Annotated in this window: 26 protein-coding genes and 1 tRNA gene; 14 read left to right on the top strand and 13 right to left on the bottom strand. The window is 41.3% G+C overall.

Annotated features, from left to right (window positions below; translation table 11 throughout):
• The first annotated feature begins 128 nt into the window (after nt 1–128).
• Nucleotides 129–710 (top strand): hypothetical protein, encoded by a 582-nt coding sequence (locus tag PY092_RS03745; RefSeq protein WP_275614512.1) that lies wholly within the window; start codon nt 129–131, stop codon nt 708–710.
• A gap of 69 nt (nt 711–779) precedes the next feature.
• Here the strand turns inward: PY092_RS03745 and PY092_RS03740 are convergent, their stop codons facing one another.
• From PY092_RS03740 to PY092_RS03710, 7 genes are all read right to left on the bottom strand, one after another.
• The gene (locus PY092_RS03740; RefSeq protein ID WP_275614511.1) at nt 780–2,900 is read right to left on the bottom strand and encodes a peptidylprolyl isomerase; all 2,121 of its coding nucleotides are present in this window, start codon (nt 2,898–2,900) and stop codon (nt 780–782) included.
• Nucleotides 2,901–3,168: 268 nt separating this feature from the next.
• Nucleotides 3,169–4,458 (bottom strand): hemolysin family protein, encoded by a 1,290-nt coding sequence (locus PY092_RS03735; RefSeq protein ID WP_275614510.1) that lies wholly within the window; start codon nt 4,456–4,458, stop codon nt 3,169–3,171.
• A 2-nt stretch (nt 4,459–4,460) separates the two neighbouring features.
• Nucleotides 4,461–4,664: a hypothetical protein gene (locus tag PY092_RS03730; RefSeq protein WP_119606555.1), complete on the bottom strand. Its 204-nt coding sequence runs from the start codon at nt 4,662–4,664 to the stop codon at nt 4,461–4,463.
• A gap of 1 nt (nt 4,665) precedes the next feature.
• Nucleotides 4,666–5,244: an LPS export ABC transporter periplasmic protein LptC gene (gene lptC, locus PY092_RS03725; RefSeq protein ID WP_289623208.1), complete on the bottom strand. Its 579-nt coding sequence runs from the start codon at nt 5,242–5,244 to the stop codon at nt 4,666–4,668.
• A gap of 23 nt (nt 5,245–5,267) precedes the next feature.
• Nucleotides 5,268–6,638 carry a tetratricopeptide repeat protein gene (locus PY092_RS03720; RefSeq protein ID WP_275614508.1) on the bottom strand — a complete coding sequence of 457 codons (1,371 nt, stop codon included), beginning with the start codon at nt 6,636–6,638 and terminating at the stop codon, nt 5,268–5,270.
• 103 nt (nt 6,639–6,741) lie between these two features.
• The gene (locus PY092_RS03715) at nt 6,742–8,007 is read right to left on the bottom strand and encodes a BamG family beta-barrel-assembly machinery protein (protein WP_275614507.1); all 1,266 of its coding nucleotides are present in this window, start codon (nt 8,005–8,007) and stop codon (nt 6,742–6,744) included.
• Complete coding sequence (locus PY092_RS03710) at nt 8,008–8,736, bottom strand: type III pantothenate kinase (protein WP_275614506.1); 729 nt, start codon at nt 8,734–8,736, stop codon at nt 8,008–8,010.
• Between the two features lie 102 nt (nt 8,737–8,838).
• Between PY092_RS03710 and PY092_RS03705 the strand changes: the two genes are divergently transcribed.
• Nucleotides 8,839–8,911 (top strand) — tRNA-Phe (locus PY092_RS03705).
• A gap of 70 nt (nt 8,912–8,981) precedes the next feature.
• On the opposite strand, the gene PY092_RS03700 is transcribed toward PY092_RS03705, so the two are convergent.
• Together PY092_RS03700 and PY092_RS03695 are read right to left on the bottom strand one after the other, a co-directional pair.
• The gene (locus tag PY092_RS03700; RefSeq protein WP_275614505.1) at nt 8,982–10,106 is read right to left on the bottom strand and encodes a Fic family protein; all 1,125 of its coding nucleotides are present in this window, start codon (nt 10,104–10,106) and stop codon (nt 8,982–8,984) included.
• 218 nt (nt 10,107–10,324) lie between these two features.
• Nucleotides 10,325–10,558, bottom strand: coding sequence for a helix-turn-helix domain-containing protein (locus PY092_RS03695; protein WP_275614504.1), 234 nt, complete (start codon nt 10,556–10,558; stop codon nt 10,325–10,327).
• A 95-nt stretch (nt 10,559–10,653) separates the two neighbouring features.
• Here PY092_RS03695 and PY092_RS03690 point away from each other — a divergent pair, with 95 nt between their 5' ends.
• Nucleotides 10,654–11,103, top strand: coding sequence for a hypothetical protein (locus tag PY092_RS03690; protein ID WP_275614503.1), 450 nt, complete (start codon nt 10,654–10,656; stop codon nt 11,101–11,103).
• A 14-nt stretch (nt 11,104–11,117) separates the two neighbouring features.
• Here PY092_RS03690 and PY092_RS03685 read toward each other — a convergent pair whose 3' ends face one another.
• On the bottom strand, nt 11,118–12,155 hold the full coding sequence (locus tag PY092_RS03685) for a helix-turn-helix domain-containing protein (RefSeq protein ID WP_275614502.1): 1,038 nt from the start codon (nt 12,153–12,155) through the stop codon (nt 11,118–11,120).
• 160 nt (nt 12,156–12,315) lie between these two features.
• Here PY092_RS03685 and PY092_RS03680 point away from each other — a divergent pair, with 160 nt between their 5' ends.
• From PY092_RS03680 to PY092_RS03655, 6 genes are all read left to right on the top strand, one after another.
• Nucleotides 12,316–13,059, top strand: a complete 744-nt coding sequence (locus tag PY092_RS03680; protein WP_275614501.1) for an SOS response-associated peptidase — start codon at nt 12,316–12,318, stop codon at nt 13,057–13,059.
• Nucleotides 13,060–13,207: 148 nt separating this feature from the next.
• The gene (locus PY092_RS03675; protein WP_119606545.1) at nt 13,208–13,369 is read left to right on the top strand and encodes a DUF1328 family protein; all 162 of its coding nucleotides are present in this window, start codon (nt 13,208–13,210) and stop codon (nt 13,367–13,369) included.
• 50 nt (nt 13,370–13,419) lie between these two features.
• A complete protein-coding gene (locus tag PY092_RS03670; RefSeq protein WP_275614500.1) occupies nt 13,420–13,662 on the top strand; it encodes a hypothetical protein in 243 nt (80 codons plus the stop codon).
• Between the two features lie 133 nt (nt 13,663–13,795).
• Complete coding sequence (cls, locus tag PY092_RS03665; RefSeq protein WP_275614499.1) at nt 13,796–15,217, top strand: cardiolipin synthase; 1,422 nt, start codon at nt 13,796–13,798, stop codon at nt 15,215–15,217.
• Between the two features lie 94 nt (nt 15,218–15,311).
• On the top strand, nt 15,312–15,776 hold the full coding sequence (locus tag PY092_RS03660; protein WP_275614498.1) for a hypothetical protein: 465 nt from the start codon (nt 15,312–15,314) through the stop codon (nt 15,774–15,776).
• A gap of 62 nt (nt 15,777–15,838) precedes the next feature.
• Nucleotides 15,839–16,474 (top strand): hypothetical protein, encoded by a 636-nt coding sequence (locus PY092_RS03655; protein ID WP_275614497.1) that lies wholly within the window; start codon nt 15,839–15,841, stop codon nt 16,472–16,474.
• Here PY092_RS03655 and PY092_RS03650 read toward each other — a convergent pair.
• Together PY092_RS03650 and PY092_RS03645 are read right to left on the bottom strand one after the other, a co-directional pair.
• Nucleotides 16,469–17,992 carry a GH3 family acyl-acid amido synthetase gene (locus tag PY092_RS03650; RefSeq protein ID WP_275614496.1) on the bottom strand — a complete coding sequence of 508 codons (1,524 nt, stop codon included), beginning with the start codon at nt 17,990–17,992 and terminating at the stop codon, nt 16,469–16,471. The two genes, PY092_RS03655 and PY092_RS03650, sit on opposite strands and share 6 nt — an antisense overlap.
• Before the next feature lie 81 nt (nt 17,993–18,073).
• Complete coding sequence (locus PY092_RS03645; RefSeq protein ID WP_275614495.1) at nt 18,074–18,370, bottom strand: hypothetical protein; 297 nt, start codon at nt 18,368–18,370, stop codon at nt 18,074–18,076.
• A 294-nt stretch (nt 18,371–18,664) separates the two neighbouring features.
• On the opposite strand from PY092_RS03645, the gene PY092_RS03640 reads away from it, so the two are divergent.
• A complete protein-coding gene (locus tag PY092_RS03640; RefSeq protein ID WP_275614494.1) occupies nt 18,665–18,892 on the top strand; it encodes a hypothetical protein in 228 nt (75 codons plus the stop codon).
• A gap of 491 nt (nt 18,893–19,383) precedes the next feature.
• Here PY092_RS03640 and PY092_RS03635 read toward each other — a convergent pair whose 3' ends face one another.
• Entirely contained in the window at nt 19,384–20,916 is a 1,533-nt protein-coding gene (locus PY092_RS03635; protein WP_275614493.1) for a pyruvate kinase, read from the bottom strand.
• A gap of 270 nt (nt 20,917–21,186) precedes the next feature.
• Here PY092_RS03635 and PY092_RS03630 point away from each other — a divergent pair, with 270 nt between their 5' ends.
• From PY092_RS03630 to arsM, 4 genes are all read left to right on the top strand, one after another.
• Entirely contained in the window at nt 21,187–23,232 is a 2,046-nt protein-coding gene (locus PY092_RS03630; protein WP_275614492.1) for a response regulator, read from the top strand.
• A gap of 187 nt (nt 23,233–23,419) precedes the next feature.
• A complete protein-coding gene (locus PY092_RS03625; RefSeq protein ID WP_275614491.1) occupies nt 23,420–24,034 on the top strand; it encodes a TIGR04282 family arsenosugar biosynthesis glycosyltransferase in 615 nt (204 codons plus the stop codon).
• The gene (locus tag PY092_RS03620) at nt 24,031–24,846 is read left to right on the top strand and encodes a purine-nucleoside phosphorylase (protein ID WP_275614490.1); all 816 of its coding nucleotides are present in this window, start codon (nt 24,031–24,033) and stop codon (nt 24,844–24,846) included. Before PY092_RS03625 ends, PY092_RS03620 begins: the two co-directional genes overlap by 4 nt.
• Complete coding sequence (gene arsM, locus PY092_RS03615; protein ID WP_275614489.1) at nt 24,843–25,808, top strand: arsenosugar biosynthesis arsenite methyltransferase ArsM; 966 nt, start codon at nt 24,843–24,845, stop codon at nt 25,806–25,808. The genes PY092_RS03620 and arsM overlap by 4 nt, the downstream gene beginning before the upstream one ends.
• Nucleotide 25,809: the final 1 nt, after the last annotated feature.

Genomic DNA, 25,809 nt, shown 5'->3' with positions numbered 1-25,809 from the left:
GGTATTATCTTTTTTATTTACATTCATTTGCCTCATTCGTAAATTGATATAGGGTATTCATCAGATCGTTCCTACTCAGATATGACATTTACCTTAAGTTTGGGATTGTTCATCTATGCACAACCAAAATGTCCCAAATTCGTAAAAACATAGTTAGCAAGTCATTGGCTGGTCTTTTTCTACTTTCCATTTCTTCTGCATTTTGCCAAGATCATATAGACGAAACCCTAAGACTTGACAATTTTTTAAACAAAAGCTGCACCTCACTTTACACCAAGATCACTTCCGAATCGGTAAAAAGTATTTTGAAGTATGATGTGTTCCATATCACACAGGAAACTGAAAACATTTATGGGGAAAAGGAAAAGCAAGTCAATGAGTTTATTGTAATTGATAACGGGCAAGAGGTAAATCGGTTTGAGCATATTAAAACCAATACCGACTTACCCAAACTGACCAGTTATATTCGCGATGACTTTATTCTCAACAAAGACTCAGCTCCACACTTTCAAGCACTTTTGGATTATATCTACCCCATTGCCGAATGGAAACCGGACAAAAGAGAGTTCTTCTTTAAAAACGGTAAATGGTACTTCCTCCGTGATGCGTATTTCCGTTCCAAACAAGGTTTTGAAGTTACCGTGAACTCCAAAGGAAAAATCACACATATCTGCTATAAAATGAAGTGGGACGAAGCCGAAAGTAAATAAGTGACAGAAAAAAATCAACAAAAAAGCCTCCCGACTGGGAGGCTTTTTCAATATCTCTATAGCTAAATCCTAGTAGAATATAGCTCTTTTATCTTCTATTTCAGCTTTGTCCTTCAAAGCGTTGTAAACCGCACCATTTACCCTTGTGGCAGCACTTGTTTGCAAATTTTGTGCATAGGTGCTGTAGTTTTCCACATCGGCAGCTTCGGTTTTATTGGTAACCTTGATCATGAACACGCCCGTGTTTCCTTCGATCAAATCGGAAGTTTGATCCTGCTCCATTGCGAATGCGGTTCCAACAACCAAAGGTTCTCTACCGGCTCCGGGCAAGGTCGGCGATGACAAGGTAAGCGCAGATGCAGTAGTTTGGCTCACATTATTATCAGAAGCGATGACATCCATGGCCTTTCCTTTGTTGGCCGCAATGATTTGCTCTGCTTTAAGTTCCTTTCTAATGGCCGGCAATGCTGTTGCAGAAGCATCCTCAGGCGCCATTAGTCCCTTCTTGTACTTCTTGGTCAATTGTACCACGGCATAACCATTGTTTGCATTAAAACGTCTAATATCACCTACGCTGGTATCATCGTTGAACGCCCATTGCACAATGCTACGCTGGGAACCAAGACCTGGAAGGTTCTCTTCCATTTCCTTGATTTTGTTCACGGGACGGACTGTGTAGTTGCTTTCCCTGGCAATATCCCCAAAATCTTCGGGCTCTGCGTCCATAACCGCCATTTCATATTTGGTGGCATTGGTAAACAATGTATTGATGGTTTCTTCAGATGGCTCGATTTCCCTTGACAAGGTAGCCACCTGTATCACATCTTGCTTATCATCAACTTTGATGACGTGGTATCCAAATTGGGTTTCCACCAATCCAACGGTACCTGTTGGGTTTCCAAAACAGAAATCGTTGAACTCATCGGCCATTACCCCTTCTTGGAAATACCCAAGGTCTCCTCCACGTGGCGCGGATGGTCCATCTGAATTATCTCGCGCTAATGCACTGAAAATAACGTCTTCTTTTCTGGCTTCCGCCAACAATCTATTTGCTTCGGCCTCTGCTTCTTCTTTGGTTCTGGTAATGGATGGGTTAGCACGCTCTGCACCTTCCCAAGTAATCAAAATATGGCTTGCTTTTACCGTTCCATTTTCCTTTCTGTCCATGACCTTGGATACTTTGTAAGCGTCACCGTCTTTATATGGACCGTAGATTTCCCCTACGCCCATTGCCATCAAAGTATCGGCAACTACGGAAGGAAGGTCTTTCTTGGCTTTGTAAATGGTATCGAATTTGGTGTCGGAATGTCTGTCCAAGAACGCGGCCATATCGGTGGTATTTCCAAAACCGAGAATGGTATCGTTGGCATCCTTTGCTTCTGAATATTCCACTGAATCATCAAGCAATGCGGTAATTTCCGATTTTACATTGTTCTCATCCTCAGCAGATGGTTTTTCTTCAAAATATACAAAACGGATATCACGGGCTTTGTCTTGCTCGAACAAGGCTTTGTGATCGTTGATATAGGATTCGATATCACTTTTGGAAACTTCAATGGTACTGTCCGGAATTGAAGTGTAAGGGATACGAACGTACTGCATGTCCACTTTATCGTTGGCCATGTCGTAGTTCATTTCTCCTTCGGCAAGGGTAGCAGTAACCCCTCCTTTTACCAAGTTGAAGTACATACGTTCTTTGGCTGCTTGAATAATGGATGCTTCATCTTGCAACCAAGCATCGTAACGCAAAGGGTCGTTGGCTCTCCAATCGGCAATGGCACTTTTAAAGACTTGCTCGTTGAACACTCCGTTCTCATCCTGAAAATCCGGAATCTGGGCATAGCCGGATGTTCTCACAAATTCAATGATCTGATCGCTTTCCACATCAATCCCCAAATCTTCGAACTGCTGGTTCAAAATGGTTTTTCTTACCTCTTGATCGTACACCATGTTCACCAACTGGGTAGAGGTAACGCTTGGCCCGTATCTTCTGGAAGCTGTTTCTACTTGAGCTCGGAACTCATCGATGGGAATATTCTCTCCATTTACCTCTGCAACCGAGGAGCCTACTTTTCCACCGGAAAAATTGTTGCTGCTGAACACTCCTGATATCACAAATGCGAACAACGCCAAACCAATGATTAGAATAAGAACTGTTGTCCGTTTTCTAATATTCTCTAATATTGCCATTTTACTGCTTGTTTTCTTTAAATTCAGTGGGCGAAAATACCACTTTCTTTTCAAATAGGAAAGCTAAAAAAGGGGCGGAAATTATTAATCTTCAGCCTGTAGTGCATTATTGGACACTAATCGTCAATTCGAGTGGTTTTTCAATGCGAAGTAGTGAAAAATTGTGTCGAGAATACGATTTTTTACCCTAAAAACACTTGTTCTCGATACGCTTCGCACTCGAACCGAGTGTTTATTGTGAAAAAGCAAAAACATAATCCACAATGGGTTAGTCATCAGTATGAACGTGTACACTTACCAAGTCTATTTTGGTATTGGACACCTCCAATATTTTGAAGGTAAAATTGTCCATGGTCACTTCTGAATCCTGTTCGGGAATCTCTCCTGTTTGATTTACGATCAATCCCCCCAAGGTTTCATATTCCTCCCCTTCTGGAAGCTCCAGTTTATAATTTTCATTGATGTAATCCACCTCCATTCGTGCCGAGAACTTGTACTCGTTCTCGCTTAGCTGTTCTTCATACAGGTCGGTGGAATCGTGCTCATCTTCAATCTCTCCAAAAAGTTCCTCGATAATGTCCTCCACTGTCAAAATACCGGAAGTTCCTCCATATTCATCCAAAACCACCGCCATGCTTTTACGTTTTTTGGTCAGTACGTTCAAAATATCCTGAATGAGCATGGTCTCGGGAACAAATTCCACGGGAAGCAATATACTTTTGATGGTCTTCGGCTTTTTGAAGAGTTCATAGGAATGCACATACCCTATGATCTCATCAATGCTTTCCTTGAAAATCAGAATTTTGGAATAGCCTGTTTCGGTAAACAGCTTGGTCAGGTTTTTTGGAGTTTCGGTTAGATCTACAGCGGTAATTTCGGTGCGCGGCACCATTACTTCGCGTGCTTTCACGGTTGAGAACTCCAAGGCGTTCTGGAAAATCTGAATCTCGGAATCCACATCGTCCTCTTCTTCCACGGTTTCCATTTGCTCGTTGATGTAGTCCCCCAATTCCAGTTTAGTGAAAGATAGCTGCACCTCATCTCCATCGGTCTTGAAAAATACCTTCAAAATAAAATCCGACACTTTGATCACAAACCATGATATGAAAGAGAATAAAAGGTAAAAGAAATAAGCGGGCACCGCAAAAACCTTGATGAGGGCATTGGAATATATTTGGAAAAGCACCTTGGGCAAAAATTCGGCGGTCAATAGAATTACCAAGGTTGAAATAACCGTTTGTGACAGTAAACTAAAATCCGTCAAAAGCGCGTTCAAAAACTGATGGCTTGTTGGCAATAGCGTTTGGAACCACTCCATGAGCATGTCGCCCATAAAAAGGCCATAGATGACCAAAGCGATATTATTGCCTATGAGCATGGTGGCAATAAATTTTGAGGGTTTATCCGTGAGCAAAGTGAGTACTTTGGCCAAGAAACCTTCTTGCTTTTTCTCTATTTCAATATGAATCTTATTGGCGGAAACGAAGGCGATCTCCATTCCTGAAAAAAATGCTGAAAACAGCAGCGAAAGAACTATGATTACTACAGAGGAGTCCAATGTTATTGTTGATTATCCTTTTTTCGCTGTTCAAAACGCTTCCGATATCTTCTTCTGAAAACGAACATGGCAATGGACACCACGGCAAAGAAGATAAAAATGTAGGTATCCTTTGGATTTATGCTCCAAAGTGTGGCGATCTTATAAATGGAAATTGCGGCAACGGCCAAGTAAAGGTATTCTGTGTATCGTAAAATCTTGATCATCCTATTCTTCTTCTTTTATCGTCATTAATCCGTAGGTCTTATGGGCCTTGAAAAAAGTAAAGTCTGTATTGAAATCCATTCCTTCGCCATCCATTACGGTTGCATCTTCTGGATTGGTGTATTTGAAGGTGGCTTCGGTAAAAATCCAATTGTTCTTTCTATCAACGTATAATTGATCGGTTTCCAGTTTTTTACCGTCATGTGTTTCAATGACCACATTTCCCTGCAAATCTATCAAATTAGTTTGGGAATAATAAATTGCATAATCCGATACCACCACGCTTTTTTTGCCCTCATCATCGTAAAAATCAACCTGAAGGCCTTCGGGAAAGGTCTTGAACTTAAATCTTTGATTATCAAAATCCTCCGACAACGGACTTTTAAGTACGGCTATTACCCGAGAAGTTGCGGAATCCTGGGCACCCAATGACTTAACGGTCTCGGTGTAGGTCAATGTGAAATTTTGGGCGATTCCTTGTGGAAACAAGGGTTTTACGGCCTCTTCCCCCACTCTTTCGTAGTCGTCACCACAGGACATAAAAAGGATTGCCACGGCAAAAACCGTGGCAAATCTATTCAAAATATGTTCAGATGTTTTCTTCACTATAAATTAGGTACGGTAACACTACCACCTACCCAACAGCTGAAAGAAATGGTTTGACCCGCTTTTCCTGAGCTAAAGATCATTTCTTTGGTTGGAGCTTTGGCATCGTAGTTGGCAGCAAGCTGGCTTGCACGACCTCTCAAAGCAGGATCTACAGTTGCTGCTTTTCTTGCCATGGCAGCAGCTTTCCAATAGATTGCTCTTTTTTCGAACGGAGTACTACCACATGCGTTGGCACTATTTCCATAAAGCGTAGCTATCAACAAATAAGCTTTCCCATTTGCTGGATTGGCATCGATGGCCTTGAGCGCGTAGCTTCTGGCTTGAGACTTGCTGCTATTCCTTACAGTAGTGGCAATTTTATAAAGGATATCGGATTTCCTGTAAGAATCGGTTTCCAATTCCACTGCTTTGTTAAAATCAGCAAGGGCTCCGTTCAAATCCCCTGATTTCTGCTTAAGTACCCCTCCATACATATATGCATCGGCAGATGGGTCTAAGGCCAACTGGGCTTCGAACAATTTTCTAAACATAGGGTCGTCGGTACACTCTTTGGAGAACATTCTTCCTACGGCTCCCTTTACCCATTTTACATCACCCTTTCTTTCTTCAAAGTTTTTTTCGTACAGTGGAATAAGGTTGTCACAATCTGCAAGCGCTCCCAATTTGGAATCTATACTGCTTGCTATTTTACCGTAATTTTCAGAATTCACACTAGCAACCTTAAACATTCTCTTTTCCTTGCTGGTCAAAGTGCCCAACGAATCCTTTGGAAGAAGTTTGGTAACAATACCTGTCAGCTCTTTATTTTCTTCTTCAATTTTCCCAGTTACATCATCATAAGTCTCAAAAACATCCTGAAGGTCCTTTTTACCGGCATCGTGCAAATCAACCAGGCTTGAGAAGTAAAGGTAAAGTGCCTTTGGATTCTTAAAGTTGGCGCGATCCTCTTGGAAGGCCTTGTCCAACATGCTAAAAATCTCTTCATCAGAAGCCATTTTATTGTCAAACAACAACAATGCCTTGTCAATGGCCACTCCGGCTGCGGGGTAATTTGATGGGAAATATTTCAAACTATTATCATACAATGCCAATAAATCTTGGATATAGCCATCTTTATCGGCTCCGGTTGAGTTATCTATTTTGGATTTCAAGATTCTTTCTCCGTAGGAGAAATTTGCCTTATTGATATCCGGGCAACTTTCGTAAACCATTTTCCATGGCTCATAAGCTGCATCATAATTTTTAACCTTTACGTGCTCTGCATAAATAGACAGATTGGTCATACACTCGGGGTTCTGTGCTTGGGCCATACTTAATCCCGTCAACATAGTGACCATTATCATTGTTAAGTAGTGTCTCTTTTTCATCTTACTAATTTTAAAGCTGTTAAAGTACAAATTTTCATTAAAAAATCCTCTCACAGGACCTTATATGGGTGGTTATTTATCAATTTATCAAAAAAAAGGGCCATCAATTTATTTTTGTTTTCTGAAACCAACTTGCATTTAACGATAAGCCCAAATTTATTTTGAAATAACTTTCCTCAATCAGGTTCATATCGGTTGTCCCTCTTCTCCCCAATTCAAAACCTAGGTTAAGATTTGAGAAAGTTCCCCCCATCGGTAAACCTAATCCAAAAGTTATGCCAAAATTGTTTATTTCCTTGCTGTTGACCGTCATTCCACTTACATCATACCGTAATCCCGCACGGTAGGTAATACGATTGAAATAGCCTGAAAGCGAACGGTAATCAGGCACCCAGTATCCGCCAAAGGCATAGGTGCTGGCATTGGAATATGTTACGTTTTCCAATCCAAGGAAGGCATTTTCAAAATCATCCATCTGTTGAAAACTGTACTCCGCACCTAAAAACCATTTTCTATTTTCCCCAAAACCAAGGCCCACTGTTGTTCTTGTGGGGATCTTTAATTCCGTATTTCTTAGGTTGGATGCATCGAGGTTCACTTCGACCACTTCGACATTGTTGCCGCTTGACAGGGAAAAAGAACCAAAGGTTTGCTTGTTCTTGGAAACCAAGTTGCCCTGCGTGTTTACCAATACAGATGTGTATAGGGTGTACTTATCATTTATTTGGGGCGTGTAGTTTAACGCATACTTGAAGTCATACCCATTTATTTTGGATTCACGATTATCCAACGTTCCAAATTGCACTCCTTCCACACCCTGAATTCTTTCATATTCCAATGTCCCGAAATTGAAATTGGCCGTCACTCCCAAACTAAGGTTCTTGGCAAGTTCAAAACCAAGAGAGGCATACAATCTGTTAAGTCCGCCTTCTCCAGAAAAAAAGTTGGTTACTTCCGCCCCCCCACTATTGACGGAGGTGGAATTAAGATCATATCCCACGGATGAATAGGGCATCACACCAAAACCAAAACCTACCTTTTTAGCCAAGGGAAAGCCTATGGCCAGATAATCCAAATTGGTAACGGAGGTGTTTTGCTCTTCGCTCCAGCTCTTGAGTCTGTACTGTTTATGGGAAATTCCAGCAGTGTATGCAGTTAATCTTAGTTTGGAGTATGCCGCTGGATTGGATAGGTTGATATGGATACTATCCCCATACATACTTATTCCTCCCATCATTTGATTATCCACACTTCCGTTGTCCCTGTGGTCGCCGATTCCAAAATAAGAATATGGCGAAATGGTTCCATTTTGCGCGAACAAACCATGGGCTGTCACGCAAAAAAAAGCGATCAGAATTTTTTTAATCATTCAGTTTGTGTTGTATTCCAGTAGGCAATTTAGCCCCTCCAAGAGAAATTTGGAGTTCGCAAATATGGTGTTTTTTAGCCTTTTGGCAAAAAAATGGGAGTCTCCGCCTGTTAAAATAACTGTTAAATGTTGAAAACGAGATCGATATTGATTGATTACCCCGTCCACTTCCTGGGCCACACCATTGATCACACCACTGTGCATGCAGGATTCGGTGGAGTTGCCTATGAAATCCAAAAGTTCATCGGGAGCCAGTTGGGGCAGGCCCGCCGTTTGGTTGTGCATGGCATTGTACCGCATTTGGATGCCCGGGGAAATGGCGCCCCCAACATATTCGCCTGCATTGTTCACCATTTCGTAGGTAATGCAGGTACCGGCATCGATGACCAAGGTGTTGCCCCGTGGGTTTTGGGAATAGGCCGCAGCGGCGAGGGCCAACCTATCCACCCCCAAGGTGCTCGGTGTAGCGTAGCTGTTCTTGAATGGGACTTTGGATGCACTGCTAAGCACGTGCACTTTGCAAAAAAGGGCCACCACATCCCTTTCCTTGCGGTCCAGTTTACCTACGGAGGATATGATCGCATTGTTGATGCGCGGGTACTGCTCAAAGAGTTCCTTGATCTTGGAAAGGAACAGGCCCGACCCAAAGCTATGGTCGTAGATCATCCTTCTGTTCTGGAAAACAGCGTATTTGATGCGTGTATTGCCTATATCGATGACCAGATTCATAGTACAAAGATCGGGAATTGGAAAAAATCAGGGGCTTTTTTTCGGGTTTTTGTTTGTATATCCTAATTTTGAAATTATATTTGCACCCGCTTAATAAAGCTTGGTACCTTAGCTCAGTTGGTAGAGCAACGGACTGAAAATCCGTGTGTCCCTGGTTCGATTCCTGGAGGTACCACAAAAAAACCCGCAAACTATGTTTGTGGGTTTTTTGTTTTTCAACTCAGTTCTTTATTGGAAAATATTTATTATTTAAATAAATTGATGTATTCTTCGAACCAATATTGTTTGCCCCTTTTAGCACCTGTTATTTCTTTTAGAATACCAAGTTGTTCCAATTCATTAACTAGTTTATACGCTGATGGAAGGGAAAGGTCTGTAAGGTCCGCTACCTTTTGGACATTGATAAGCGGTCGAAGATAGAGTTTACTTACAACTGCTCGAGCATTGCTTGTTCTTGCACCAAGTCCTTGAATTTTCAAATCAACCTCTTTTTGCAACTTCATAATATTGTTAAAAGTCTCGATACTCCCCCTTGCGGTTTCTATAACACCCACCAGAAAAAACTTAAACCATTGTTTAATATCATTAGTAGTCCTGACTTTCATCAAATTATCATAATACAATTGCCTATTTCTTTCAAAAAAATCAGATAAGTATAAGATTGGTTTCTTTAAAATGCCTTTCTCTACAAGATAAAGAGTAATCAAGAGACGCCCAACTCGACCGTTACCATCCAAAAAGGGATGTATTGTTTCAAACTGGTAGTGAATAAGAGCAATTTTCAATAGATGTGGCAGCCTTATTTCAGTGTTGTGGGAAAACTTCTCCAAATCTCCCATTAAACGTGGAACTTCAGTATGCGGAGGAGGAATGAATGTTGCATCAGCAATTGAGGCACCGCCAATCCAATTTTGACTAGTTCTGAATTGCCCTGGTATTTTATGTTTTCCTCGAACTCCTTGTAGAAGAACTTTATGGGCTAACCTTATTAATCTCGAAGATAATGGTAATTCATCTAGAGATTCAATAGCTTTATTCAATGCTTTAATATAGTTCTGAACTTCCTCCCAATCATCTCTCTCCTCTTCTGCTATCTCTTCTTTATCCTGTAGAGCTTCTTCTATATTGGTTTTTGTGCCTTCTATTTTACTTGACTTTGTTGCCTCCTTTAGAATATGCATAGATATGAAAAGATCTATGTTCGGAGTATGTTCAGAGTACATATCCAGTCTTCCTAGCTGTCTATCAGCTTGGCTTAACAACTCTATGACCTCCATATCATCTAGAGTCCAATTTCGATTAATCACTTCAGGAATAAAACTGTTGAAAGTTCCCTGACTGACATAATTTCCTGCTTTGAAGTTTTGCATAACATTTTAATTAGTGCAGCCTCTAAATTAAGAAAAAAGGAAAAAACTTAAATAGTGGATGGATGATTTTAAGTTTATAAAGAAATTCTTTAAAATCAATAGTTCTTAATAATACTTCCGAGCTTATGACTAGAAATGTAAAACACAAATATCCCTACACACCCAAATTAAGAATAAAACTGACATGCTTTTTGTTCAGCAAGTGAGATGATAGCATTCTATTCATCAAATCCCTCAGCAAAAAACTCAGTGATGCTCAAATTAAAATAAGTGGCGATTCTTTTGATGGTGCTGAACTTTGGGTCCCATTTGCCAGTTTCAATTCGTCCAAAATGAATTCCAGTATCATTGTAGGCGTCTTCTTGGGTAAGATTTTTAGCTTCTCTCAAGCCCTTAATCCGGCCAGCTAAGTCCTTTAAAAAATCAACATTTTGGTCGTCGTTGTCCATCATACGACAGCAATGTCAAAATTTTGTATGTCGAAATTAATGACGTAAACGTCATTTTGCGTAAATTTGAGGAATCCCATTCATTAAAATAACCTACCATGCCATCACTTCCCATTTCATCCACTTTTACCAACTTCCTCCACCAAAGCTCCCCTGCACCACTGCAGGTCACTTTTGCGACCCTTGAAATTCGCAATCATCAAAACGGGCAATTCCTGAACCACCTGCAACGGCGCCAGAGCCGTATTATCCTTCAAAAAACAGCTTGCAAAGATGTAGCCGAACTAACGGTACTGGACAATCTGGTGTTCCGTTTTTCCTTTCAATTCCGCTTGCCCGGTGTTGAGCAGTGCCACAATATGGAAATGCTGTCCCTGCTCCGCCCCTTGGACCATGGCAGGCTGTACGTGGATGAAGAAAAACTACAGCTATCCTTTAGGATAGATGCCCCGGACCCATCACTCCGTGTGGAGGTAACGCATCAGTACCAGGATATTTGCCATCTGGAACGGCTACGCCCCGTTGCGGCAAATCCGCAGGGTTGGTAAGGTGCTTGTGATCCCTAGCCCACCACTTGGGCGTTTTTCTTGCTGTTTTTGAATTCACTCGGGCTCAAGCCGTATTTCTCCTTAAAGATCTTGGAAAAATAGCTCCTACTGGTAAATCCAATGGAGTAGACCACTTCGGATATGTTCATTTCGGTGGTGGCAATGTAATCGCGGGCCAGTTCCAATCGGGCATGCCGTATGTATTCCGTTACCGTTTTATTGTACAGCAATTTGAACCCCTCTTGCAGCTTGGCTTGGGTCAACCCTGTTTCTGCCGAAATCTCCTCCAAGGAAAAATCCTTGGCGATGTTCTTCTCTATCTTTTTGGCATAGCTACGGATCGTTTTCAATTCCCGTTTCAGCAAACTGGTCTGGGGCCTTTTGTTCCGCACCTCCTTATTGTGCTGTATCATGTGCATGGAAAGGATTTGGTACACAAACCCCTCGATCATCATAATACGAACCATTCCCTTTGCCTTGACTTTCTTTATTTCCCCCATTACCTCGGCAATCTTAAGATTGTAGGACCCATAATAGGCAAACACCTTTTTGTGGTCGGTATCCAAAAACACTCTGTACAACTGCTTGTTGAGTTCCTCGCCCTGGTTCAATCTTTTTCGCAAAAAAGGCTTTCTTCTCACTTGTATGACGCTCTGTGAGATTTTGATGTCCTTGGGAAAATAGCGATGCATTACACCACCATCCCTATTGGTCAGGATCACGGATTGGAACTGCTCCATGATCTTAATCTCTTCCTCGGACTGGTAACCGAATTTATGGCCGCAATAGCCTTCCAAACAGTAATAAAAGCTAATAGGGTTAAAGTCTGACGTATCCACCTCGATCAATACCTCATCAAAAAAAGTAATATCCAGTTCCAACAAGCTCACTCCCCACTCAAACGTAATGAAACGGATATTCCCATTGGCCTTGTCATTGGAAACACTCAAAGTGTGCTGTCCCCACCTTTCCGATATTTCGCCCCCGATCACATTCTTGATCTGCTCTACTGATTCAGCCGTATCCTGGGCCTCAACTTTGATTTTTATCATTTAGAAAATATGGTGTCGTTTTTTCAATCGATCAATTATCAATCCAATAAAGATAGGCTTTGTTCTTTTTTGGGCAACAATGAACGGTTTCTTTGCCCCACTTTTATAAAAAGTTTATCAAAAGCAACACGATTAAATTGGTTTGAGTCAACCTGTTCTAATGTTTTCAAGTTACTTGTATGAAATATTCACGGAGCTTATGATCTACAAACTTTCAAATGAAGCGGAAAGAGATGTGATAGAAAAGGAGTTTGGCATTCCCTTCAGGTATCCAAACCTATTCAGACCAAACCCCATTATCAACGGTTTCCATGAGACCAACCTTGGTGTGGTCACCATGGAAAACCAAAACGAAATAACCTTTGCCATCTGGGGGCTCATGCCCCAAGACTTTAAGGAAGACTGGCATATTTTTCAAGACAATGCCAACACCTTGAACGTACAGATGGTAGAACTGGAAAGCATAGCTTGGATGCAGGAATCCTTTAAAAAAAGGCGCTGTTTGGTTATCGTAACGGGTTTTTACACCCATCTACTGGAAAATGGCAATACCTGTAGTTACTACATTCATCAGGCATCCAACAAACCATTTTATTTGGCGGGCACCTATAATATATTGAACGATGGCTTCTTGTGCACTGCAATAACAGTAAGCAAAACCGAGCCCTTTGTCTCCAGCTATCACAACATCAGTCATCTTGCCCCCGTCATAGTCCCCAAAGAACACGCTGCCCTATGGCTGAACAAAAATTCCAATATGGATGACTTAAAGGAAATCATCCAAAACCCCAAAAAAACAAAGTTGGAGGCCAAACGCATGTCCAACGAATTCTTTTTGAAAAACTTGACCTCCAATACCGAAGTTGAGCCATTATTTGCCCATACACAATTTCCGGACCACTGATGAAAGGTGCACTGATCAATGGAATACACCGAATTTTCTTTTGAGTTAACATATAAACGGAAAACGGCAAGCTTCACCAAGAAAGTGAGCGACATTTGTAATGTACTGATTAATAGTTGATCAGGCATTAATTTAAACACTACTATATATGTTACGCTGGACAGTTACCTTTATAATTTTGGCCATTGTTGCCGGTATATTCGGATTTGGTGGAATTGCCGCAGGAGCAGCGAGTATAGCCAAAATCCTATTCTTCATATTCATTGTATTGTTTATCATTTCACTGATAACCGGAAGAAAAAAATTATAAATCACATACGCACCATCTAAAAGAATCATTAACCTAAAAATAGAGAACCCATGAGAAAGTCAATAAGTTTATTTACAATGTTCATAGCAATGGCACTTACCTTGAGTATGACCAGTTGCAGAGAAACTAAAGAAGATAAGGCCGAAGAAGCCATTGAAGAAGTTGAAGAAGCTGCGGAGGATGTCGGAGAAGGCATTGAAGAAACAGCAGAAGATGTTGGAGATGGCGTAGAAGATGCGGCCGAAGAAGTTGAAGACGAAGTAGAGGATGCCACAGACGACAATCCTCAATAAAACAACCATTGGCAAATACTGAAAAACTCTGGCAAATTGCCAGAGTTTTTTATTGCCCCCCGCAAATCCAACCCTAAAGGGTTGGCATACCAATATTCGTTCTTACCTTAGAAGATATAAACACCACCAGTTTTTGAAGACCTTCTTTACCTTACTATACATTCTGACCTCCGTTTGGGCCATCGGAGCCATTATCTACCACGGAAGAAGACCATCGCGTTCCATCAGTTGGGCCTTGGCCATTATTACCCTACCGATCTTGGGAGTTGTACTCTACTATCTTTTTGGAATGAACCGCAGAAAGTTCAAATTCTTCAACTCCAAAGAGTTTGAAAAAAGAAACCAATACACATACCCAAAAATTTCCGCCCAAGAGAAATTTTGGGCCCATTTTGATGACGATATCCGAAAAGAAAGGCTGAACCGATTAATTAAAGCCAATTCCAATACCACGGCAAAATCAGGCAATAACGTAACCGCGCTCCAAGATGGTGGCGAGACCTTCAACGTACTTTTTAAAGCCATGGAGGAAGCCCAAAAGTTCATCCATGTGCAGTACTATATTTTGGAAAGGGGCGACCTCTTGGACAAAATGCTCGAACTTTTTGAGCGTAAAATTAAAGAAGGGGTGGAAATCCGAATCCTCTATGACTCCTTGGGGAGCTACAAATTGCGCGGACAGCCCCGAAAACAATTTCAGGATATTGGGGTAAAAATATATCCTATAATGCCCATCCGGCTCAAAAACCTTTTGTTCTCCCTCAACTTTAGGAACCACCGCAAGATCGTCATCATCGACAACAACATGGCCTTTACGGGCGGAGTGAATATTTCCGATAAGTACATAAAGCATAAAAACGGCCTTGGCAAATGGAAAGATGTCCATTTAAAATTGGAAGGACCCATCGTAAACGACCTGCACTTGGTATTCTTGAAAGATTACTTTTTTGCGAGCAACAAGGAGGATTTTCGCTTATCCGACTACCTTATAGAGCAAGCACCAGCGGGAGACGTTGATGCACAAGTGGTGGCAGGAGGGCCCGATTCCAAGCACCCCACCATAATGCAGCAATATATTGGCATGATGAACCAGGCCAAACGAAGCATTCGTATTGCAAACCCTTATTTTGTGCCAGGCGAAGCTTTTTTGCAAAGTTTGAAAATCACAGCGCTCGAAGGCGTGGAAATAAGTCTTCTGGTACCTAAAAAATCCGATTCCAAAGCGGCCAAGTTCGCCATGTTTTCGCATTTTGAGGAATTGTTGCAGGTAGGAATCAATATTTACCTGCGCGACGATTTTGCCCATAGCAAGATCATGATCGTTGATGATGATCTGGTCTCCATTGGCTCTGGCAATTTTGACATTCGGAGTTTTGAGCTCAACTACGAGACGAATGTTTTAGTGTACAACAAAGCCATCAATACGGAAATGACACAAGAGTTCGATAAAATCTGCGAAAAATCGGACCCCATGACTTTGGAACGCTATCAAAACCGAACGATTTGGTTACGCTTTTTGGAAGGGCTGTTCAAGTTTTTAAAGCCGCTGCTCTAAGCGCAAACATGTCTTGTATTTGCATCAATCATTAATTGTATCGAGGCAAGTCAATCCCTCTTCAAAACTACCTTTATATCAAAATATAACTATCATGAAAAATTTAATTTTGATTCTATTTTTAATCGGAGCAACAACCATGAGTGCCCAGAGCATATCAAAAAACGCATTGGGTATAAGAGTGGGCGATAACGACGGATTTGGAGGGGAAATCTCCTATCAGCGTTATCTGCAAGAAAACAATAGACTGGAATTTGACCTTGGCTGGAGAGATTCCGATAATGTAGAGGCCTTTAAGCTGGTAGGCTTGTACCAATGGGTAATGCCGATTGACGGAGGATTTAATTGGTATGTAGGTGCCGGTGGCGGAGTAGGATCTTTTGATGCCGGGGACAATGATGGAGCCTTTGCACTTATAGCAGGTGATATTGGTATCGAATACGACTTTGATTTCCCTTTGTTGATTTCGCTGGACATGAGACCCGAAATTGGTTTCAACGACAATTATTCGGACGACTTGGACTTGGACATCGCCCTTGGACTACGGTACCAGTTCTAAACAAAGTATGATCACATATAAAAGGGCAAATCATGATTTGCCCTTTTTTCAACCCCTTAATTTTGAAAAGAAAACTAAAACTACTTATTCCAACCATCATAACTGTATTTTTAGCTGTCCTTATTTTGAAAGAGCCCAAAACCACGATACCAAAAAGCATAAAAGAAGAAGTGGGAATTGCCTTGGGGCATTTTCCAGAACTCGAAGGAATCCCTATTGAATTTAAGTTCAAAAAGAACATCAAAAAATCGGTAATGCAGGCACAGCCCACCTGGAGCGGACTTATAAAGCCCAAGAACAAGCGTAGCTACGTGATTCTGATCAGTGAAAAGTTCAAAATATCCGGAGCGGAATTTAAAACAGCGGATGTGCCCCGAGATGTGTTGATCGGATGGATCGGGCACGAACTCGGCCATGTGATGGACTACCAACAACGCGGCAACCTTAACCTCATAGGATTTGGTATTCGATATGTTTTATTGAAGGAATTCGTGAAAAAAGCCGAACGTGCAGCCGACTCCTTTGCAGTATCTCGCGGTATGTCCAACCACATTTTGAAGACCAAACGGTTTATACTCAACCATTCGGAAATCGATGATACGTATAAAGCCCGAATCAAGCAATATTACCTATCTCCAGATGAAATCATGGAAATGGTAAAAGAACAGGATTCCCTAAATGACAATGGCCTTTTATGAGTGCTGGGAAACAAATTCTTCCCATTCCTCAAAGCGTTCTTCGCCCATAACACGCTCCATTTTGACCTGACCGCCTTTCTTCTTGTTGGCCCCGTTCCAATCCGCGAACATTTGCTGGGGCACAAAGTTTACTTTTACTCCTTCCAAAGCTTTGCTTCGGGCCACTTTGTAGTTTTTATTGGCTTCTTTTAAATAACTGTCCAGGACATTTCCCGTTTTTTCTTCATCCAATTGGCTATCGGAACCCAAATACCACGTGTGATAGAACCCATCATCAAAACGCTTGGCGCAAAGGGTATATTCAGGCACCTTTATATTCAGCTCTTCTTCCAAATGCTTCACGGCATCGTTCAACTTGTTTACCGAAAGTTGGGAACCAACCGTGTTCAAGAAAAACTTGGTCCTCCCTGTGATCTTAATTTCAGCCCGGTCCACATCGGTAAAGGCAATGGTGTCACCAATAATATATCGCCAAGCTCCGGATACCGTTGAAATAATCAGAACGTAATCCACATCTTCCTCTACCTCATTTAAAGTTATGGAAGGTGCATCATCCGTCAACGACCCATCTTGGTTGACATATTGTGGTTCAAACGGTACAAACTCAAAGTAAATACCATTGTCCGTAATCAGTTTCATAGCAGTGGTCCCTGGTCTATTTTGACAGGCAAAAAAACCTTCGGACGCCAAATAGGTATCAATAATTTGAATGGGATGGTCCAATAAGGCATTGAAACTCTTCTCGTATGGGTCAAATGCCACCCCACCTGAAGTGTACACTTGCAAATTGGGCCATATCTTGTGAATGTTGTCCACATTATGATAGTCGATAACCTTTTTCAGCATGAGTTCCATCCAAGAAGGGATACCGCTCAAGGCGCCAATATCCCAGCTTTTGGCATTCTTTGCTATGGATAGTACCCGCTCATCCCAATCATCGATTTTAGCGATTTGATCACCCGGCTTGTAATACTTTTTAAACCAAAAAGGAATATTGCTGGCACTTATCCCACTGATTTCTCCCTCTTTTTTTCCATCGCGTTCCTGCAAATTGGTGGAACTTCCCAACATCATGATTTCCTTTTCAAAAAAATCCGCGGGCATATCAAAATTGCTCATGGCATATACTTGGTGTCTTCCTGCACGGGTTATCGAATCCAACATATCCTTCGTTACGGGGATCCTTTTGGATTTTTTACCCGTAGTACCCGATGAAAGTGCAAAAAAATCAGGACTTCCGGGCCAAGCGACATCGGGTTCGCCCTCTATGGTTTTACTCCACCATTCTTCCGTTGTTTTTTTGTAATCGTGATAGGGTATGGTTTCGGAAAATGCTTTTGGAACATTATCGGACATCAGGATGGACGCAAAATCATAGTGTTTCCCAAACTGGGTGTCCTTGGCCTTTTCCAACAGTTCTTCCAAGACCTTCTGCTGTTCTTCCACGGGACTCGTTTCTTTGCTCAAGACTTCTCTGGCCTCAATAACGCCTTTAATGATATTTCCGATTATTGCCATATTGAGTAACTTTTGTGTAAAATTACCCCTATCCAACAGTCGGGATTCACTCAATCCATTTTTAGATTGACTTAAATGATCTTAAACGTTCACCGCGGCCAACAAAGGGGAGGATATCTTGGCGTTTTCCTTGGTCTTTGGCTGTTCCAAGTTATTGGAGATTTTGGAAAAAAGAGGCTCTGGGGTTTCTTGATGAACGGATACATGCCCGTTTGAAGGATTTATTTCCATAACCACCAAAGAAAGGTAATCCATGAGGTGTTCTGCCTCATTTATCAGTATCTTTACCACCTGAAGTCGCACGGCATATTCCAAATTGATGCTGCGTTCGTGGTTCAAGGTGCTCTTTCCCTCTATATTTTTCCAGATGATTTCCAAGTGCTAATTTTCCTCAAAAATAGTTCAAATAATAATTATTTTACAATAAAGATACATTAATTTAACATTGTGAATGCTTTTTCAACGCTATGACCATGCTTCCTGAAGCAAATGGTAATAGCGCATTATCAACTGATTAACCCCAATATTGATTTTTATTTAGATTTTTCTAGCACTTCAAGCAATCGACTTCTTAATGTTTTCATAAATATGAAAATCAAATGGTTTCATAGGCAGAAAATATCAAACTAACTCTTATATTTAGCCGATTACGAATAATTTTAAAAATAAAAAATGACCCAGGAGTTACTAGAGAAGGCGGAAGAGTTCGAAAAAAGGCCAATGAGCCACATGTCGACCAGCGATAGGGTTAAGGCCTCAAGGGAAGCTAAAAGCTTGATACTTTCCATTAATGAGATTTATAAAAAAACCAAGGATTCCAAATTAATGGAAACCATGAAGAACATTACCGCTAAAAAGCGAAAAATAGAAAAGCGCCTTAAAGGTACACCTTTGGTTTAATTTCTTCAATGACATACTTTTTTGGAAGGGTGTTGATTCTTTCATAAAAATCCAACATCCTTCTAAACTTATTTTGCTTCCCCTGTTTCCACACCATACCATGAGCACCTTTTTATAAAGCAAATAAAGTATTATTTGCCAGTGTTTTTATTTCCCAAAACAGCACTTTTCCATTTACATAACTTTTACAACCAGTTATGTCCCAATTATTGCAACCAATAAAAATATGACTTGTACAGGGGCATCATTTAGGTAATTTAGGGGTGTAAGTTATAACTCAACTAAATAACAAACACCCAGAAAAAATGAACACTATAGAAGCAAAACTAGGATACCTATTCTGGTACGCTGTAATCGCACTATCCGTTTACTCCCTTTTAAGTAGCATCTATCTATACATTAGTTAACTATACTAAACACTAACACATCAATCAGAAACTACCATAGTTACAAATGTATCTCCATAGGGCTCCTGACCAGGAGCCCTTTTTTTATTTCCATTCCATTCTTGGGAGCAGTACTTCTTTTTTATGATGGGAATTCTCCACACTGAACAATACCTCATCCAAAAAAGCAATGGCCTCGTTAATATGTGGTCCTTTGTTCAACATTACACATTCCGCTTGTACGGAAGAGGTAATATCCGTGATCTCCGATCGGGACGGTATACCTTTTTTGGCCAATCCCTCCAGAACTTGGGTAGCCCAAACTACGGGAATATGGGCGGCACTGCAAAAGGACAAAATCCCTTCCTGGACCATGCCCATATTTTTCCAACCCACTTCAAGAGCCAAATCACCACGGGCGATCATAATGCCCAAATGTTTCCGTTGCATGGCAGTTACCAAAATGCCGATCAAATTCTTATAGGCCAAATTGGTCTCTATTTTTAAAATGACCCCCAATTCTTCATCCGCTCCCAATTTTTTCAATTCCAAAAGAAGATCGTCCACGTCCTTTTCATCATTCACATAGGAATAGTTGACCATGTCGGCGTGCTTGACCACAAACTTTAGGTCCTCCCTATCCTTTTCTGTCAAGCCCGAAATGCCCAAATCCAAAGTTGGTAAGTTGATTCCCTTTTCTCCCTTCAGCTTGGCACCTCCTGGTTGGGCACGTGTAATTTTCACTTGAAAGGAATCCGAACCCGTTTCAATGATTTCTCCCTCGATTTTACCATCATCAAATAAAATAGGGGCTCCTTTTTCGACACGTCCGATTATCTGGGGCGGAACACAACCGATTCTTGCTGGTTTCACCAAAGTTCCACTTTTATCATATTCGGGATGGGCCTCGTCATTTTCCTTACCGGAAACGATAAGGTCATCCCCTTTGTTCAAAAGAATAAAAGGCTTCCCTTTCTTTTTTGAGCCGCTTTTCCTCTTTTTGCGATTATCCAAAGGAATCCTTCCCGTCCTTACCTTAGAGCCTGCCAAATCCATCGCCACCTTAACCGTAGTGGAACATTCATTGGCCGCCCTTCTCACATTATCTATGATGGCCTTCCATACTTCTGGACCATCGTGGGCACAATTGACTCTGGCACAGTCCATACCATTCCTGACCATATCCAAAACCATATCGTAATCTGCGGCAGCTTCCGTTGGCTGCGTGACCATAATCCTCACCCTGCGCTGTTTGGCGTTTTCTCCGAAGAGTTCATCGGTATGTTTCTTTAACAACTCGGAACCTTCTCCGATGGACAAGAATTTGTACTTCTTCAAATCGGGAGCCCCACCAAGCAAACTGTGCAGAATAATTTTCAGATTGATCAAGCTTCCCAGAATATTGCCTTCGGCATTTGCCAAACGGGTCAAGCCCAACTGTTTTAGCCCATTTTGCATCTTGCGGGCATCAAAACTTCGGAAGGCGGCATAGTGCATCAGATTTTTGGCACTTTCCCTGTAGGTAGGGCATATTTCCTGAGACAAGAGGTTCTCATCAATATTTTGATACTGAATCATATCAACGACTTCATCAATCTGCAAAGCCATTTTTTGCAACTGGTGGTGTGTAATGCCCATACCCCGATATTTATGACAAAGATCATACGGAAACCATTCAAAAAAACTGATATTGATCAGAGCTGATTTGTTTGTGAAAATTTTCGACTTGTTTTTACCACAAAAACAGAACGTTAAACACAATTTTTTTTCATTAAATATGTTTGATATTTTTGACTGATGTATTTTCTTACGCCTTTAGTGGCCACAGAAAGAAATAAAATGTTCATTGTTTTTGGACTGATGAGTTGGAAAAGTATTATTAATAAGTCCCCGATTTAAATACTTAGTATGCGGTTGATATCCTCAAAAAGAGAATTGATATTTCCATTGGCAATATTTACTGTCCTTATTGTCATCGTATTCGTTTTGTGGAACAATTCCCTTGACACCCTCAAATCAAATTATGTTAGTGAGATTCAAAACACTGGAAGCCTGAGGGCAAAGGAATTCTTCTCCTTGGTAAAGTATGACATCAAATCCCTGGAGAACCTGAAACATCGAATTGAAATGACCAATGGGTCGTACTTTGACTATTGGGAAAGGGATGCCGGCCTCATTCTGGAACAAAATCCATCCTTTAGGTTTGTGGAATGGTTGGACAGCTCCATGATCATTAAAAAAGTGACTCCTTTGGAAGGAAACAAGGCGGCCGTTGGTCTGGACCTGACCAAACATCCCAGACATCCTGAATGGAGAAAACACGCAAGGGATTCAACCACCAATATTACACCATGGACAAAACTGCACCAAGGAGGCAGTGCATTTCTAGTGGATGCGCCCGTTTACTTTAACGGCACCTTCAAGGGTTCGGTTACAGCGGGCATGGATTTTACGGTACCCTTTGATGAATTGGTTGCCGATTTGGATAAATATGCAATTCAAGTAGAGGACGAAAACGGAACCATATTTTACTCCAAAAACAACCCAAGAACAAGCGAGATCGGAAAAGAATTTATTTTTACCACAACTTTTGAGGTAGACGCACTCGATGGCCAAAAATGGAGATTCTCTTTAATGCCATCACACCTCAACTTCATGGCCGAAAGAAAACAATCGACCTACATTTATTTGGCATTTGGGCTCTTGCTCTCTTTCCTTACCAGTTCCCTGATATATTTTTACAGATCCTCCAGAAAAAAGAACAAGGACTTAAACGATACCAATCTAAAACTAAAAGACCTCAACACATCATTGAAAACAGAACAGTTGAGGGCTGAGAAGGCATCCAAGTCAAAAACAGAGTTCATATCCAATATGAGCCATGAAATAAGGACTCCTTTAAATGCCATTATTGGATTCATAGAAGTTTTAAGGCTTTCGGAAATACAGAGCTCCCTGCAAGAATATCTTTCCCTCATGGACATTTCCTCCAAAAAACTGCTCCTTCTAGTGAACGACATCCTTGAAATCGACAAAATAGAATCGGGCAAAACAACCTTTAGAAAAGATATTTTTTCTCCTTTGGAGGAACTAAAAAACATTATCAGCATTTATCGGCGAACCGCAGAAGAAAAAGGCTTATATATTGATTTGAACCAAACAGGACAAAGCCATGTTGAAGCCGTTGGGGATATCGGCAAATACGGTCAAATCATAACCAATATTTTACGAAACTCCCTAAAATTTACCGAAAAAGGAGGAATTACCATCTCTTACAAAGAGATTGTTGTGGACAACGAACTTTCGATTGCCATTACCATTAAAGATTCTGGAATAGGTATCCCAAAAGATAAACTAAAGACCATCTTTGACCGCTTTACCCAAGTAGAGGCCGGAAAAGCCAAACGCCATGAAGGTAGCGGACTTGGATTGTACATTACCTACAAGCTTGTGGAGCTCCTCGGTGGAAAAATTGATGTGACAAGTCAAGAAAGCGTAGGAACTGAATTTCATTTGTCACTAAAATTCCCTATTTCGGATGGCAGCAGTACCATCAAAAACACGGGTCAAGAATCGATTGACCTAAGTGGCTGTAATGTTTTAATAGTGGATGACAATAGGGTAAATGTAATGGTACTGAAAAAAACCCTAGAAAATTTGGGGGTACATTCCGATTCGGTCTCCAATGGGGTTGAGGCCATTGAAGCCGTCAAAAGAAATGACTACCATTTGGTATTCATGGATATCCACATGCCAAAAATGGATGGTCTGAGAGCCACCAAAGAAATCAGAAAGTTCAATAGGACAATCGGAATCATAGGCCTTTCCGCAGATGTGACAAAGGAAGCCATTGACGAGGCCAAGGGCGTAGGTATGAACGACTACTTTACCAAACCCATCTCTTTTGACAAACTCAGAAAACACTTGCCCGGTTACCTCTTCAAAATTTCCTAAAGCTTTCTTCTGATTTTTATTCTCCCACACCAAAAAGTCGGTTTTTGCCCATGCAGAAAATCATTATGGTAGTATATTTGGGTAGATGAACAAAAGATGACCCAGTCTTTACAACAAAATAGAAAGTAAGTATTGGATTGTCTTGTTGACCAACACCTTAAAAGTGTTCGTTACCAAAACAAAGCAATTGAGCAAAAACCTACTTTTAATTCTTACCCGTAACCCCGAACTTGGTAAATGCAAGACCCGATTGGCCGCTAAAGTGGGTAATCGAACAGCTTTGGACATCTATAAATTTTTGCTGGACAAAACCGTATCGTTCACCAAGGATTTAAAGGTCGAAAAATGGGTCTATTATTCCGAAGAGATTTGGAAAGATGACATTTGGGACAACAAAGTGTACCAAAAAAAGCTTCAATCCGGGAGCGATTTGGGCGCACGGATGATGAACGCTTTCAAAGAAGGGTTCCAAGCAGGTTTTGAGCATATCATCATCATTGGAAGCGATATGTTCCACTTGAACCAATCCGATATGGAGGAAGCTTTTTCCCAATTAAAAGACCACAATTTTGTTGTAGGACCCGCAGAGGATGGCGGTTACTATCTTTTGGGGATGAAATCTTTAAAAAAGGAATTGTTCCAAAACAAGGATTGGGGCACAAATACCGTCCTTGGTGATACTCTATCGGATATAAAAAACGAAAAGGTCTCACTTTTGAGCGAAAAAAACGATGTCGACCATTACGAGGACATTAAAGATATTGAGGCCTTTGCGCCATTTTTAAAACATATAAAAGAATGACAATAAAACAGATTGCGGAGTCCGTTGAATACTTAAAAAAACGAGGTTTTGAAACTCCTGAAATTGGTATCGTGCTCGGTACTGGGCTAGGTCAATTGGTAGAAAATATAGAAAATCCGATCGAAGCCCACTACAATCACATTCCTTACTTTCCATTGGCCACAGTGGAATTCCACATGGGAAAATTGATCTATGGCACCATTGAAGGCAAAAAAGCCGTGGTCATGCAGGGGCGTTTCCATTTGTATGAAGGATACGATTTTCTGGATATCACATATCCCATACGCGTAATGCATCAATTGGGCATCAAAAAATTGTTCGTGTCCAATGCCGCGGGAGCCATCAACCTTGACTTTAAAAAAGGGGATATTATGTTGATCGAAGATCATATCAACCTGCAGGGTGGGTCGCCATTGGCCTTTAAAAATGTTGCGGAATTTGGGGACAGATTTGTGGACATGAGCGAACCCTACAATCCAGAAATGCGCAAAAAAGTGGAAGCCATAGCTGCTCGGGAAAATATCTCTTTGAAAAAAGGAGTGTATGCCTCTGTAGTTGGCCCACAACTGGAAACCAAGGCAGAATACCGAATGCTCAAGATCATGGGGGCCGATGCCGTAGGAATGAGTACGGTTCCCGAAGTAATTGTTGCCAATCATTTACGACTACCCATTATAGCGGTATCCGTTTTAACCGATGAATGCGACCCCGACAACCTGGAACCAGTTGAAGTTCAGGAGATTCTGAAGATTGCAGGGCAAACGGAACCTAAAATGATTAAACTATTCAAAGAACTGATCAAAGAACTATGAGCTATTTAGACGCCACTCAAGACCTATACAAAGATGCTGCATTGACCCCGGATGTTGGACTTTGCTGCACCACCAATCCCATTTGGCAATTCCCGGGACTGTCCATCCCCAAAATCATGCAGGAGATGAACTACGGTTGTGGAAGCACGGTTTCCGCACAAGATTTGGTAAACGACCCTAAGATTCTCTACGTTGGTGTAGGCGGTGGAATGGAGTTGCTACAATTCTCCTATTTTTCCAGACAAAAAGGTGGGGTTGTTGGCGTGGATTCCGTGGATGAAATGTTAGAAGCTTCGCGGAAAAACTTTAAAATAGCCGAAGAAGAAAACGATTGGTTCAACAGTGAATATGTCAACTTGGTAAAAGGAGATGCATTACATCTTCCTGTCGCCGATGAAAGTATCGATGTGGCCGCCCAAAACTGTCTCTTCAATATTTTTAAAATAGAGGATCTCAAAAAAGCAGTTTCCGAAATGTACCGTGTTTTGAAGCCCCACGGAAGATTGGTAATGAGCGACCCTATTTGTGAACAACCCATGAGTGATGAGCTCCGTAATGATGATAGATTGAGGGCACAATGCCTGAGCGGCAGTATTCCTTTGAAGGAGTACGTCAAAGTACTGACAGATGCTGGTTTCGGAACCATTGAAATTAGAGGTAAACGATCGTACAGGGTGTTATCGCCGAACCATTACCCCACAAACGAGCTCATTCATATAGAATCCATTGAAATAGCGGCCATAAAAGACCCGATACCCGAAGACGGGCCCTGCGTTTTTACAGGGAAAACAGCCATCTATTTTGGTAACGAAGCATATTTTGATGACCAGAAAGGTCATGTGCTACAACAAAACCAACCCTTGGCGGTATGCGATAAAACAGCGGCAGCTTTGGCAAGCGCTTCGGATGAAATCTATATAAGTGAAAGCACCTACCACTACAATGGTGGCGGATGTTGCTAAC

The sequence above is a fragment of the Flagellimonas yonaguniensis genome (assembly GCF_029193885.1).
GTDB classification, from domain to species: Bacteria; Bacteroidota; Bacteroidia; order Flavobacteriales; family Flavobacteriaceae; genus Flagellimonas; species Flagellimonas yonaguniensis.
The sequence above is the reverse complement of the archived record's forward strand: the minus strand, read 5'-3'. Positions and strand labels throughout refer to the sequence as shown.